Source organism: Chitinophaga niabensis, from assembly GCF_900129465.1.
GTDB classification, from domain to species: Bacteria; Bacteroidota; Bacteroidia; order Chitinophagales; family Chitinophagaceae; genus Chitinophaga; species Chitinophaga niabensis.
Window position 1 is genome coordinate 209,903 of sequence record NZ_FSRA01000002.1, and the last position, 14,529, is coordinate 224,431.

The window sequence follows — 14,529 nt, forward strand, 5'->3', positions numbered from 1 at the left end:
TTCTTAATACTATAAACAGAGATAAATGAAAAAGATATATGCGTGCCTTGCGGTTGTTATGGCAATCACTTCTTTCACCGGTTGTTCAAAATTCCTGGAAGAGAAAGTTATTTCCAAAGTCTCTTATCAGCTCTATGAAACACCGGAAGGTGTGGAAGGAGCATTGACCGCAGCCTACAATAATCTCAGGCTGGCAGTGAATGGAGAACGCGCGCTTACATTCAGTGACGCCGGAACAGACCTCTTTACGGTAGGGTCTGATGGTGACAGGTCTTTCAACCAATACCTCGCTACTTTAAGCTCTTTGAGCGGCGATGTATCTGACTACTGGGATTATCACTACTTCGGTATCTCCCAATGTAACGTAACACTGAACTACCTGCCTAAAGTAGCCATGGATGAGAACAGGAAGAAGGTAGTGGAAGCAGAGGCAAAGTTCCTTCGTTCTTTCTATTACTTCGAGCTCATTCAGCATTTTGGTAATGTGCCACTAATACTCATCCCCACAGATAAGGTAAAAACAGATTTCAAACGTGCACCGGTAAAAGACATCTATGCTACCATCATTGCAGATATGGTAACGGCTGTTGCGCAATTGCCGGTAGCAGCTGCAGAACAGGGTCGTGCTACAAAAGCTGCCGCTGCACATCTGCTGGCAAAGATCTATCTCGCCAGAGGAAGTGCCGTTTCTGCAGAACAGAAAGCTATCCGCGGTTCAAAAACAACGGATATCGACAGCGTTATTTTCTATGCCGGCCAGGTAGTACGCCAGGAAATAGGTAAATACACCCTCGTACCGGATTACACCCAGTTATTCGATATTGCCAACCAGGTGAATCCTGAAGTGGTATTTGCCGTACAGTTCACCACCACTACCCTCAACAACGGAAGCGGTAACAACCAGCACCTCTATCACGTTCCGCAATACGATGCTGTGAACACTAAAATCTTAACCCGTACCACGGAATATGGTCGCCCTTACCGCAGGGTGCGTCCTACACCTTATGTATACAACGGTTTGTTTGGTGCTACTCGTAAATACGATTCCCGCTTCGCGAAATCATTTGTATGGGCTTACATCGCCAACGTAGCAGCAACCGGTATTACTACCACCGCCGGCAATAAAATAGATGTAAAGCCAGGCGATACCGCTATCTGGTTCACGCCAACGCTCTATGCTACACAGGCAGAACAGGATGCAGCTACACAGGAAAACAAACGTTTCTCTTATTTCTTCCCGTTGAACTTCTACCTCCCTTTTTCCAGGAACAACATCTTCCCCGGCTTAAAGAAATGGCTGGATAAAACACGTATCACCGCTAATGACACCAATGGTTCTAAAGACTGGATGGTGTTCCGCTATGCTGAAACATTGTTACTGCTGGCTGAAGCTTATGGCCGTAAAGGTGAATACGAAAATGCCGCTAAATATATCAATGAAGTAAGAACACGTGCTGCTTACAAAGATGGGGAAATGAAAACCACCCAGTACTGGACGTTTGAAGGTGGTAGTTATGCGGACAGGACTAAGAGTACCGTTCCGGACATGCAGGTAACTGCCGCACAGATCACTAACAATTTTGTTGATTTCATCCTGGAAGAAAGAGGCCGTGAAATGCTGGGTGAGTTGAACAGGTGGGAAGATCTGGACCGTTGCGAAAAACTGGTAGAGCGCGTGAAATTATACAACCCGGATGCACAGAACATCCGCGACTTCCATGTACTGCGCCCTATCCCGCAAACACATATCGACAGGCTGATCCCTAAAGGACCTATCGAAGAAGAACAAAACATTGGTTATTACTAAACTAAAAATACACCCGTATGTTCAGAAAAGTTTTATTTGCAGCAGCGTTATTGCAGGTGGTTGGTTCATCCATAGTATCCGCACAGGAAACGGCCCGTTTTAAAGAGATCAATAAAGCATTTTTGTCTCCTGATTCAAAGATAGTACTGATCGCATCGCACAGGGGTACACATAATGATTTTCCGGAGAACTCCATGGCTGCATTCAAAAGAGGTATAGAATTAGGTATTGATGTATTGGAGCTGGATGTACGCCACACCAAGGACGATTCCCTGGTAGTGATGCACGATGCTTCAGTAGACAGAACAACAAACGGTACAGGAAAAGTAGCGGATCTTACTTTTGAAGAAGTAAGGAAACTACGCCTGAAGTTCAATGGCCAGTTAACGGAAGAACAGGTGCCTACACTGGAAGAAGCGTTGAACCTCGCAAAAGGTAAAATACTGGTAGACCTGGATATTAAAACCAACCGCGTTCCCCAGATCATCAAAGTGGTGAACAGAACGCAAACTGCCAGCACTACCATGTTCTTCTTAGGCCGTGGCCTCTATGCTAAAATGGTGAAAGAGCAAAACCCGGGTTTTAGAACATTGGTGAGAACACATCAGGCATCAGATATTGATTCCCTCTTTGCGATCACCAAAACAGAAGCGGTACATATAGATCCTTCTCACAACACAATAGAAGTAACTTCTAAAATTAAGAAGAATGGCGGACGCGTATGGATCAATGCGCTCGGCGAAGTAGACAAAAAAGCTGCTGCCGGCGACCTGGAAGCTTATGGTGAATTACTGAAGAATGGTGCGAATATGGTGCAAACGGATTATCCCGCATTGCTGATGAAATATCTGAAAAGCAAAAATCGCTATTACAATTAACACAACTAAAACCCTGAAAAGCTCCGGTATATACCGGAGCTTTTTTATTACTGGCATGGTTTTGAACCTATTATTGAAAACATACACCATGGACAGTATTAACCGGCAACAGCCAGAAGACAATCATGAAGACCTGCATGGCCATCCAGGCATTCAAAAGCTGAAAGAACTTGCAGAGAAAGCGGAAAGCTGTTTCTTCTGTACACGTATAACAACAGGAGAACAATTCTCCACCCGCCCAATGGCCACATTAAAAGTGGATGATAATGGAACCTGTTGGTTCCTGAGCGCTAAAGACAGTCATAAGAATGCGGAAATCGCAGTGGATCCTGCTGTGCAGCTGCTGTTTAAAGGGAGTACGCATTCAGATTTTATGACCCTGTACGGCAGGGCCTCCATTAACGACAATAAGGAGAAGATAAAAGAGCTCTGGAACCCGCTCATCAAAACCTGGTTCACAGAAGGAATAGATGATCCCCGCATTTCGGTGATCCGGTTCATTCCTTTAGAAGGGTATTACTGGGATACCAAACATGGGCAGATTGTGGCATTTGCGAAACAGATCGTAGGTGCACTTACCGGCCAAACACTGGACGATTCTATAGAAGGGAAAATAACCGTATGAAAAAAGAGACAGTCAAAGGACTGTCTCTTTTTTATTATTTCTATACTTTGTAGTACTGCTCCCAGCCCTTACGTGGCGGAGGTCCAACAAGTAAATCGTTTGCATGTTTGTTGTTAGTAACGATCTTCTTCTCTCTATCAAATTCAATTTTGCTGCCTGTCCATTGTGCCATTACACCAAGGCAGAACATCTGGCTCAATGGTCCTGCGATAGAGAATGGTGAACGGGTTTGTTCCTGTCCTTTACAAGCAAGGAGGAAGTTCGCAAAGTGATTGGAAGGGCTTTTCGGCACTACCGGCAATTTACTTTCCATCTCTTTTGCTTTCTCTTCAGGAATGATAGACAAGGTACTGCCATGTGAACCTCCTTTAAAGGTCAGCTCTTTACTGTAAATGATCTTACCCGGATTGAGCTTAGCAGGTTTGATCGCACCATTACTTGGTGGCGGAATATTTGGATCGAGGCCTGATACCCCATATCCTGCAGGGATCGGAGGTAAGTTGTCTACTCCATCATACCAGCTCACTTCCAACGGCGGCATATCACCACGTTTAGGGAATTTGAAAGATAAAGTGGTAGAAGTGGGATAGAAGAAATCGTTGTGGCCCGTTAATTTCACCGGGTTCACTTCATAAGGCAGTCCCAGGTCCAGGAACTGATGCACAGTATCCAGGGTATGTGCTCCCCAGTCTCCCAAAGCACCCATACCAAAATCAAACCAGCAGCGCCATTGACCATTCACAAAATCCTTGTTATAGGTATGCCCATGTGTTTGCATCTGCCATACATTCCAGTCCAATGTATCCGGAGTAGGCTCAGTTGCAGGGAAAGATTTGATATTGGTATCCCATCCATGCCAGCGGCGGGATGAGTTCATGTGCGCAGTTACAGCTGTTACATCTTTGATGATACCTGCCTCCTTCCATGCTTTGAACTGGAAATAATTAGCTTCAGAATGTCCCTGGTTACCCATCTGTGTAACCACCTTAGGATACTTCTTCGCCGCTTTCATCATCAGTTCTACTTCATTGAAAGTACGTGCCATTGGCTTTTCTACATACACATGTATACCAAGCGACATCGCCATCATCGTAATAGGAAAGTGAGCAAAGTCGGGAACGCCAATAGATACCGCTTCGATCTTTTTGCCCATTTTATCAAACATCTGCCTGAAATCCTGGAACCTCGGTACATCAGGGAATTGCTTCAATGTATCCAGTGTATGCGGTGCACCCATGTCTACATCACACAACGCCACGATATTAGCCAGGCCGGTTTTATACAAAGCCTGTATAATTTCTCCGCCACGGTTACCAATACCAATGCAGGCCAGGTTCACCTTTTCACCCGCTTTCAGCGGTTTGCCGTTTGCCATCAATATGCCGGGAGCAGCAATTGCCGCAGACGCCAGCATAGCTTGTTTCAAGAACGACCGTCTTGAATAATCATTATTCATACGTGTAATTATTTATAGTATTAACATTCCAAAATACATAAATAATTTACAGAATCATATGAATTTTACTCCACTGTGCTCAACAGCCGGGCAATGTTGGTATAAAACGGCCTTACGGAGAAGAAATAACCGATCCCGATCACATCAAAATGGTCGTACCCGTTATATACGCCCACATCATTCCACACACCTTTTTCCAGTGGAACTGCAGGATCGTAGGGCCTGATGACACTGCCTGCCGGGCCACTCATCCCATAAGTATTGGCCGCCCCATCATTTGGCCACCATTTGGAATCTATCACAATCTTACCGGGAACATTACGGGTATAATTGCCAAGGCCCATCAGTATCGGTGTGGGAAAAGCAATTGGCATTAATACAGGGTTCATATCCAGGCGGGGATATTCCCAACCGGTGAGCAGCCCACGGAGAGAAGCTTTGGTTGTAACAGAGAAATAGTACACATTCCGGGAATCCGGTTCTGTGGCTTGGGCTGCTACAGCTGCTTCCGGTGTAACATCATGCCCGGAATAATCATCCGTGCTCCAGATGTCGCTGTCCTCTACCCTTTGCGCGTAGGCATTCCAGCTTTCGCCGGGTTGTTGTTCCAGTCCCCATTGTTCCAGGCTGAAATCGTAGATCTTTTCAATTCCCGGAACAATTCCTGCCAACGCGGCCACCCAGGTAACCATTTTACGCACAAACGGAATATTCCCGTCCAGCAACAAATAGGAAAGTGTGGCGCCATTATGCGGTGTGCTGATGGTAGTAACAGATCTTACCCAACCGGTTTTATCTCCATTGAAAATATCCGCGTGTGCAGGATCTGTTCTCTCTGCAGCATTGCCCTGTTCCAGCAACGCCACCAGCTTACGCACGGTAATGCCCCCCATGCTATGCCCCAGCAAATGCACAGGATGTGCTGCATCCCATTCCGGATAAATACCGGGGAAATAACGTACCCGTTTTTGCGCATGCCCAAAATGGCTGCTGTGGAATTTCCCATAATCCACATACCCGCCTTTAATATAGTAATACAATTCTATGGCACGGTCCCAGTTACTGCTTACCGGGCCAACTTTTGCCTCATACGCAGGATAACCGCTACCGGTAAGGTATTGGGGAATATTGTCCTGCCCGCCCCAATAATGATAAAGCCCGCCCATTTCTCCTGGTCCGAAGCCCCCGAGGCCATGTACCATAATAATAGGAATATGCCCTCCACTGCGATGCATGCCGGAATGGCCGGCTGGCAACGGAATAGCTTTATCCAATGGGGTTACCGCTTCATTAGCCACTTCTTCTTTCTGAGAGAGGGATGACTCTTTTTTACAGGCAATGGCTAACAGCATTACTAAAATGATGAGGTAGTTTTTCACAAGCATTGATGATTTTTTTTGGAGTAAGGTGGCAATATAGAGCATTTAGCCCCTGTCTTAAAGCTAATCAATTGTTAATGAAACGAAAAAGGACCGTCCCAAAGCAGAACGGCCCTAAGTATATTATTAATGAATAGTTAATTATGCTTTCCTGTTCAGCAGCAGTTCTATCATCATTTCCAGTTTATCCTCATTGTTTGCATTGATCATGAAATTACCGAAGATCAAACGGCCTTCTCCATCTATCAGGAAATTTGCAGGAGCTCCTCCTCCATTATCCAGGTTACCTTTTGCCCTCCCTTTTACATCCTCCAATGGCGTAAATGTATATCCGCTGCTTTTCATAAAAGGAATTACATAATCGTTCTGCTCAGATACAATATTGATCCCAATATAATCAACAGCCCTTCCTGGAAACCTGCGAAGTGCATTTTCGAAATGCGGGAATTCTCCACGGCAGGGACCACAACCAGGGAACCAATATGTTAGCAATACTACCCTCCCCTTGTAATCAGATAAAGAGGTGGTACCGGCACGCAGATAACGTTTTAAAGTAAAAGGTGTAGCTGGCTTTGATACAGCATCCAGTCTTTTCCATATATCTGCATCTATCTGTGCTGCACCCTTGCCTAATTTAGTTCCATAAACGCTGAGTGCTTTTTTTAATTTCACCTCCGGTGTTCTAGAGAAATACACGATCAGGCTATCATAAGCCGCCTGGTTATTTCCTGATAAAGCGATAGATTCCGCCTTCAATAATTCCCGGCTCGCGTTAAAACCAAAATACCATGGTACTTTCACTGAACTGATCAATGCAAATGCCTCTTCCCCTTTTTTCTCCGCTATTAGTTTTTTTACTTCCAATACCTTCTGTGCAGTGGTCAGTTGAACGGCCCACTCTTTCGCTTCATCATTTTTCATGTTCCCCAATTCTGTTGCCAGTGCAACCGCCTTTGCAGGATCAATGTCCAGCAAAAGATCAAAGTAAGGATACATACCATTGCGGGACCAGCTGAACTTCTCCGGGGAATACCTGTTTTTCAGCGTATCAAATATTTTCGCCTTATAAGCTGAGTCCCTGGAATCTACCGCCAGCCAATAGAGGCCCTGCGCGCCCCGTTCGTTTGCAGGGAACCGTTTTACCACATCAAAGATCATGGTTTCCCATTTGCTGTGATCTTGCTTAAAGGAATGTGCATAGTAGAAAGCATACATCGCATTAGAGGGATCTGATTCCATTGCTTTCCGCAGGTATTCCATGCCTCCCGAAAAATCTCCCCAGCGCTGTGCATCTGCCCATAGATCTCCCCATGCTTCAGTAAAAGAAGGATTGAGCGCCACTGCCTTCAGTAAATAAGGTTTTGCCTTAGCATCTTCCGCATTGGTATATGCTTTGCCGATAGCATATGGAACGATGGCGGAACGGGGAAACTGCTTCATCCATTTTTCATATTGTGCCACAACAACCGGCGTGCTTAAACCAGCTGCTTTGATATACGCTTCATGCAGCCGCAAACTATCAGGAGCAGCCTCAATAGCGGCGACCAATTCTTTTACTTGCGCAACTGCAAAAAGAGGGAATAAGAATAGAATAATAACGATCCTTTTCATAACAATATTTAGGTCAATTAAATTTAAACAAAAAAGGGCCGTTCCAAACAGAACGACCCTGAGAAAAAGGCTAATAAAAAGTTAATTATGCTTTCCTGTTCAACAGCAGGTTGATCATCATTTCCAGTTTATCCTCATTCTTTCCATCGATCCTGAAATCATTAAAGATGAGGCGCCCTTCTGCATCTATCAGGAAATTTACAGGAGCTGCCCTCCTGTTATCCATGTTTCCTTTGGCCCTTCCTTCTTCTTCTTCAAGCGGTGTAAAAGTATATCCGCTGCCTTTCATAAAAGGAATTACGTAATCATTCTGTTCAGAAACGATATTAATTCCTACGTAATCAACAGGTTTGCCTTTGAATTTACGCAACGCATTTTCAAAATGCGGGAACTCCCCACGGCAGGGCCCACAGCCAGGGAACCAGTATGTCAGCAACACTACCTTACCTCTGTAATCAGATAAAGAAGCTTTACCAGGTGTTAAATAACGCTTCAAAGTAAAAGGAGTGGCAGGTTTGGAAATGGCATCCAGCCTTTTCCAGATATCTGCCTCCACCTGTGCAGCATCTTTACCCAGTTTAGCACCATAAGTATTGAGCGCACCTTTCAATTCCACCTCCGGTGTTTTGGAAAAATATACAATGAGGCTGTCGTAAGCTGCCTGGTTATTACCGGATACAGCAATACTTTCTGCTTTTAAAATGGCAAGGCCCGTGTTAAATCCAAAGTAACGTGGTAATTTTATTTTACTGATCAGCGCCAAAGCTTCATCACCTTTTTTCTCTGCGATCAGTTTTTTTACCGCTACTACATTTTGTGCGATCGTCAGCTGATCATCCCATCCTTTCATTTCCTCACTTTTGAACTTCACCATGTCTTCTGCCAGCGAAAGGGCCTTTGCAGGATCGGTATCCAGTAAAACATCATAGTAAGAACTCATACCACTGCGTGACCAGCCGAATTTTGCAGGAGAATAGCTACTTTTCAGCATTTCAAATATTTTCACTTTATAGGCAGCATCCTTTGAATCCACTGCCAGCCAATACAATCCCTGTGCACCGCGTTCGTTGTCAGGAAAACGTTTCACCAGGTCAAAGATCATGGCTTCCCTTTTCGCATCATCATCCTTAAAAGAATTGGCATAATAAAAAGCATAAGCGGCATTGGAACGATCAGATTCTGCTGCTTTCCGCAGATATTCCTGCCCGCCTTTAAAATCACCCCAGCGTTGTGCATCCGTCCACAGATTACCCCATGCTTCCGTAAAGGAAGGATCAATAGCTACTGCTTTCAGCAAATAAGGTTTTGCTTTGGGATTCTCCCTGTTAATGTACGCAAGCCCAATACCATAAGGTACCATGGCAGAACGCGGAAATTTCTTCATCCACTTTTCATACTGCGCCACCACCGCAGGTGTATTCACGCCTGCTGCTTTTGTATAGGCTTCGTGTACGTTCAAACTATCCGGCGTTGCTTCTACCGCGGCGATCAGTTTAGCCAGTTCTGCTTTATCTGTAACAAGAGTAGGCTCCTTCATCTGTGCTACCGCAAGAAGAGGAAATAAGAGTACGAGAATGATCATTCTTTTCATAAATAAATATTTTAATAAGGGTTTTGCGTAAGTTGTCCTTTACTGGCATCTATTTCAACACCATTGAGCGGAAGGAGATAACGTTTACTGTCCAGCGTATATGTTTTAGGTGTATTCACATCTATACCGGTGATGCTTACATTAAAGAAATCGCGTGTTACGGCAATATCGTCTGCAGGATGATCGTTCACGCTGAACCGGCGGATATCATACCAACGCATCACAAAGGGCATTTCCCTTCTTCTTTCTTCCAGTACCTTTTTGATAGCATCATTTTTGTCAGTAGCCGCTAAAGCAATATAGGTGCTCATTCTTTTTAACCGCAGTATATTCACTGCATCCATGGCTGCTCCTGCTTCATTCTTACGCGCCAGTGCTTCTGCTTTATTGAGCAACACTTCTGCTACTGTAGGCCCCGACGGCGCATTCCTGCCATCGCTGAACATGGTATAACGGTATGTAGCCGGCTCCACTACACTAAATCTTCTGCCGCCATTCGGAATCATCAGGTTTTTATAACGCAGGTCATTCGCCTGATCATAAGATGCCAGCAAAGCAGCACTAGGTATGAACCACTGTGAACCATTATAGATATACCGTGTATAATAAAACTCAGACCAATACAGGAACTTAGCCGCCACCCAATCATTCAGTTCATTATAGTTTAAAGTAACGGCCGGGTTGGCATAGGTAATAGATCTGCCTGGGATCAATGTTTTATAATCCACCAGTTTGGCGGTTGTGGTGGCAAGCGCTTTATTCGCCTCCTCAATGCTCTTATCATAATCTCCTGTGAACAGATAGTACCTGCTCATAAATGCAGAGATCGCTTTTTGGCTTACCCGCCAGGCACGACGCGGATCAACATCATCGTATGCCGTTTTCTTTGCTTCTGCTATATCAGCGAGTATGAAATCATAGGTTTCCTTCAACGTGGCCCTTTTCAGAGAACCAGTATAATCAATGGTATTTTTGATAGGCAATCCCATGCTGTTCATATTAGCCTCCAGATAAGGCGCGCAATAATGATTCACCAGCACCCAATAGGAATAAGCCCGTATAAAATAAGCATCTGCTTTTACCCGGGCCCTTACTGCCTGATCTCCGGTTACATTCTCAATATTGGCAAGAATAAGATTAGCCGTGAAGATCTTCTTGAATTCGGCATTCCATAATGCATCGGCAGCCGCACCTACCAATCCATCCACACTGAAAACATAATATTGCATGTTATCAATAGTAAATGCACCAGGGTTCTTCTTATACAGATCTTTTGTTATTTCATTATCATCAGTAGAGTATACCGAAGTTATATCTGCCTCTTCATAAAAAATAGGCGCATTGTCCACCAAAGCTTCCAGCTGCGTAACAGTTTGAATGCTGGCCTGTTTCTTCGGTTCTTCTTCCAGGTATTTTTTACATCCGGCCAATAGGATGATCCCTGTAATTATATATAGCTTCATAATAATTAAAATTGAAGGTTTACACCAAATGTATACGTCTGCACAGGTCTGTTTGTACCCGGCAGCCAGTCAGGATTATAGCCTTTGCTATTGGCTTGCCATATGAGGCCCAGGTCCCTGCTTTGTGCAAAAATCTTCAGGTTATCGATATGCATGGTACGGGTAAGTTTCCTTGGCAAATTATAATCCAGCGTGAGTTCCTTACATTCTATATAAGAAGAACTTTCAACCAGGCTGCTCAATGCCGGCGCATAACGGTCCCACAGGTAAAGTTTTGTTTCATTGGGATTTGCAAAACCCGGAATATCAGGATTGCCTGCCAGTACATCATTCACATATTTGTTCACGAACACCTTACCAGAACCGATAGTGGCTGAATAGTTAAATCCGGGATTACGGTAAACCCCACCCAGCTTTCCAACAAAGATCGCCGTTAACGTAAAGTTGTATGCCTGGATCGTATTCACCCAACCCAATGTATGCGGAGGCGTGGTGGTACCTTCATAATTCAGGAATGGCAATCCCAACCCACGGTTGTACAGGGCCACATCATTGAATGATTGTAAAGTTCCTTTAGGGCCTTGCACTTGCGCAATACCATCCTTCATGCCTTTGTAAGTAAAGGAATACAATGCATTCACCGGACGCCCCTCCACAAACTCTCCGGCTATCAGTTGGTACACATACAGGGAAGGACTATAAAGACTGTTGATCCTGTTATGATTGTAAGCATAGTTAAAGGAGGTGGTGTAACGAACAGGTGTATTCGGTATATCCAGGTTTACCCCCAGGGTCAGTTCAATCCCTTTATTGGTGATGCCAGCATTATTGAATTTCTGGATAGTGGTGCCGGAAGCTGCAGGTAATGCGATATTACCGATGATCCCCTCTCCTTTTTTATTATAGATATCTATGGATCCAAAGAGTTTGTTCTTCAACATGGCAAAATCGATCCCCAGGTTCGTACTGGTTGTTTTCTCCCAACGCAGGCCCGGATTACCATTATCTGCTATGGTAGCAGTGATGGTGCCGGTATTTGCATTCAGGCTGGAACCCACATTCAGTAATGCTTTGGTGGAAGTAGACCTTTCTACATTCCCATTCTTACCATAGGTAAGGCGAAGTTCCAGGCGGTCAAACAGGTCCGCATCTTTCATGAAATCTTCTTCTTTCGCATTCCATTTGGCGCCTACAGACCACAGAGGCGACCAGCGCAATGCCGGGTCATCTGTAATAAAGTTCGATGCGTCACTTCTTACACTACCTGAAAGGGTATACTTGTGATTGTAAGTGTAAGAGGCATTGCCGTAAAAAGAAACAAACTTGTTCCGCTCCCAGCCCAATACAGTATTTCCTCCCGGAACAGTAGCAGTGCTCCCGATGAAATTCGTCAGCAGATCAAGCGAACTTCCATATCCATAAGGTGGTACGGTAGCCTGAAGCTTATCAGAAAAATATCCATATATATAAGGATTGGCCTGCGTGGTATTCGTGGTCTGGGACAATTCCATACCTGCAATAACGGATATGCCATGTTTTCCCGCCAATGTTCTGTCAAAGCTAAGTTGATTACGTAACAGATAACTTTCAAGGTTGGTATTACTCAGATCAAACTGGCGGCCACTGGCATCTGTAAACGTGCGTGGTTTCAGGATACCGCCTTTAGGAATGAAGGAGCGCCCCACTGTTTTGGTATTATTGTTATACTCTGTAAGTGTATTTATTAAACTCCGGGCATAGAAGCTATTCTCACTATAAAAATCCGCATAGTCTGTTTTACCTCTTTCATACTGGAATTTAGCATCAAAGGTGAGCCCCTTCAACAGTCTCACATTCAGCCCTGCCTGTATCCTCGCATTGAGGGCTTCACTGTTTAGCTTTCTGCTGTTAACCTCACGGAGCAGATTGTAGGACCAGTCTGAATAAGGGAACTTATTAAAAGGTATAAGTGCCAGTTGTTCCCTGTTATAGGTTTTCAGATTTGTACCATAACTACCATCTGCGTTCAGCAACATTTCATAAGGAGAGAGGTCCTGTATCTCGGAAATAGTAGCCCCGCTGGTTTCACGTTTTCTATATTGCAGATTAGCACCGATATTAAAGTTCAGGAAATTTGTAAGTTTAAAATCATTGTTCAGATTGATGTTAAAACGATTGGAACTATTTCCCTTGTAAGCACCTTTTTCACTTTCATACATCACGGAAGCGTATGTTTTAGTACGGTCTGTTCCTGCCTGCAGGCTTACATTATACTGGTTAAGGATGGCCCTTTGCATGAGTTGGTCCCTGATCTGGGAACGATTACTGGTTTTGCTTAAACGGTCCAGCCCTGCATTCATATCTGCCGTGCTGATCTGTCCGTTCTTATTGGCAAACAAAAGTTCCTGTGCCAGCGTCAGCGAATTGGTGACATCTGTAAAACCGCCTGCGTATGGAATAAAGAACCAGCTATTATCAAAAGCCTTCCGCTCGTATGCTACCTGATCTGCTGAGTTGGCTTGTGTAAGCACCTGGTCAAGGTTCACCATTTTGGAGATCCGGGTAAAGGCACTCGCATTCACCTGTAATTTGCCACCTGTTCTTGCTTTTTTGGTAACAATTACGATCACACCATTCGCTGCACGCGCCCCCCATATGGAAGCAGCTGCTGCATCCTTTAATACCGTTACAGACTCTACATCGTTGGGATTAATATCAGAGAAGTCGCTGCTGGCTATCGGGAAACCATCCACTACAATTAAAGGCCTCCTGTCTGCATACAAAGTAGTGTTACCGCGAATGAGGAAGCTCATGCTCCCATCTTCATTTTCTTTTGCCTGCATGCCTGCTACTAAGCCCTGCAATGCAGTAGATATATTAGATACCGGCCGTTTGCTCAGCATCTCTTTGCCTACGGTTGTGAAAGAACCCGTAGCGCGCTCTTTGGAAATAGTTTGATAACCGGTTATCATTACCTGTTGTAATGCTTCAGACGCCAGTTCCAGTTGTATGTTCAGGACACTGCCTTCCTCAGTATACACTTCCTTCGTTTTATAACCAATAAAAGAAATGATCAGCACGGCTTTACCCCGTAATCCTTTTACCTCAAACGTTCCATCCTGACCAGTGGTAACGGTGTTGCTGGTATTTTTAACCCGCACGGTGGCACCCGGCAATGGTGTTCCTTTATCATCTGTTACCCTTCCACGCACATCTATCAATACTATGCCCGAAGGTTTCCACAACACAGGTTTGCGGGAAAGGATGATATCCTTCCCATCGATACGGAAATTCAGCGGCTGGTCCTGCAGCACGATCTTCAGGAAGCCCTCCAGCGGAAGGTCCTTAACAGTCAATGAAACAGGGCGGGTATCCTCCAGCAGGTCGCGGTTATAAAAAACCACGTAGCCAGTTTGTTTTTTAATGGTAGAAAAAATGTTCTTTAAGGAAACATCTTTTCCGGAAAGTGTAACAGATTGCCCCGATCCCTTAGCGTGCGCACTCAGAAAAACAACCGTAAGTAAAAAAGCGGTCAGTCTCATCACTAACAAGATTTTGGTTAGAGCCCGCGGGCCTGCAGACCGGCATTTCCCGGTCATAGCCCACCCGGGCCTGATAGCAGATTTTTGCATAAATTGCATTGTGTGGTTGGTAAATAATTGACTTCTAACAGGTGTCGATAGGGATCAGCCAGGCAATTCGGCCGGAGTGGAGCAAACACGCCGGCCTCTTTTTTTTAA

At 44.7% G+C, this 14,529-nt stretch carries 9 protein-coding genes; 3 read left to right on the forward strand and 6 right to left on the reverse strand.

Translation table 11 applies throughout. From position 1 onward, the window contains the following. The first annotated feature begins 25 nt into the window (after nt 1-25). The 3 genes from BUR42_RS17760 to BUR42_RS17770 all read left to right on the forward strand — a co-directional run bounded on the left by BUR42_RS17760 (nt 26) and on the right by BUR42_RS17770 (nt 3,310). The gene (locus BUR42_RS17760) at nt 26-1,807 is read left to right on the forward strand and encodes a RagB/SusD family nutrient uptake outer membrane protein (RefSeq protein WP_074240785.1); all 1,782 of its coding nucleotides are present in this window, start codon (nt 26-28) and stop codon (nt 1,805-1,807) included. Between the two features lie 17 nt (nt 1,808-1,824). After that, nucleotides 1,825-2,685 carry a glycerophosphodiester phosphodiesterase family protein gene (locus tag BUR42_RS17765; RefSeq protein WP_074240786.1) on the forward strand — a complete coding sequence of 287 codons (861 nt, stop codon included), beginning with the start codon at nt 1,825-1,827 and terminating at the stop codon, nt 2,683-2,685. Between the two features lie 88 nt (nt 2,686-2,773). Next, on the forward strand, nt 2,774-3,310 hold the full coding sequence (locus BUR42_RS17770; protein WP_074243070.1) for a pyridoxamine 5'-phosphate oxidase family protein: 537 nt from the start codon (nt 2,774-2,776) through the stop codon (nt 3,308-3,310). Between the two features lie 40 nt (nt 3,311-3,350). Here BUR42_RS17770 and BUR42_RS17775 read toward each other — a convergent pair whose 3' ends face one another. The 6 genes from BUR42_RS17775 to BUR42_RS17800 all read right to left on the reverse strand — a co-directional run bounded on the left by BUR42_RS17775 (nt 3,351) and on the right by BUR42_RS17800 (nt 14,331). Next, entirely contained in the window at nt 3,351-4,736 is a 1,386-nt protein-coding gene (locus BUR42_RS17775; protein WP_234979710.1) for a Gfo/Idh/MocA family protein, read from the reverse strand. Nucleotides 4,737-4,831: 95 nt separating this feature from the next. Beyond that, a complete protein-coding gene (locus BUR42_RS17780; protein WP_143197508.1) occupies nt 4,832-6,145 on the reverse strand; it encodes an esterase/lipase family protein in 1,314 nt (437 codons plus the stop codon). 141 nt (nt 6,146-6,286) lie between these two features. Then, the gene (locus BUR42_RS17785; RefSeq protein ID WP_074240789.1) at nt 6,287-7,756 is read right to left on the reverse strand and encodes a TlpA family protein disulfide reductase; all 1,470 of its coding nucleotides are present in this window, start codon (nt 7,754-7,756) and stop codon (nt 6,287-6,289) included. 85 nt (nt 7,757-7,841) lie between these two features. Further along, a complete protein-coding gene (locus tag BUR42_RS17790) occupies nt 7,842-9,347 on the reverse strand; it encodes a redoxin family protein (RefSeq protein WP_074240790.1) in 1,506 nt (501 codons plus the stop codon). Between the two features lie 11 nt (nt 9,348-9,358). After that, nucleotides 9,359-10,810, reverse strand: coding sequence for a RagB/SusD family nutrient uptake outer membrane protein (locus BUR42_RS17795; RefSeq protein ID WP_084185680.1), 1,452 nt, complete (start codon nt 10,808-10,810; stop codon nt 9,359-9,361). 5 nt (nt 10,811-10,815) lie between these two features. Next, nucleotides 10,816-14,331 (reverse strand): SusC/RagA family TonB-linked outer membrane protein, encoded by a 3,516-nt coding sequence (locus tag BUR42_RS17800; RefSeq protein ID WP_159442298.1) that lies wholly within the window; start codon nt 14,329-14,331, stop codon nt 10,816-10,818. Nucleotides 14,332-14,529 lie beyond the last annotated feature (198 nt).

Excerpts from the sequence above, each read along its gene's own strand:
- BUR42_RS17760 (WP_074240785.1), top strand. The coding sequence starts at position 26 with ATGAAAAAGATATATGCGTGCCTTGCGGTTGTTATGGCAATCACTTCT.
- BUR42_RS17765 (WP_074240786.1), top strand. The coding sequence starts at position 1,825 with ATGTTCAGAAAAGTTTTATTTGCAGCAGCGTTATTGCAGGTGGTTGGT.
- BUR42_RS17770 (WP_074243070.1), top strand. The coding sequence starts at position 2,774 with ATGGACAGTATTAACCGGCAACAGCCAGAAGACAATCATGAAGACCTG.
- BUR42_RS17785 (WP_074240789.1), bottom strand. The coding sequence starts at position 7,756 with ATGAAAAGGATCGTTATTATTCTATTCTTATTCCCTCTTTTTGCAGTT.
- BUR42_RS17790 (WP_074240790.1), bottom strand. The coding sequence starts at position 9,347 with ATGAAAAGAATGATCATTCTCGTACTCTTATTTCCTCTTCTTGCGGTA.
- BUR42_RS17795 (WP_084185680.1), bottom strand. The coding sequence starts at position 10,810 with ATGAAGCTATATATAATTACAGGGATCATCCTATTGGCCGGATGTAAA.
- BUR42_RS17800 (WP_159442298.1), bottom strand. The coding sequence starts at position 14,331 with ATGAGACTGACCGCTTTTTTACTTACGGTTGTTTTTCTGAGTGCGCAC.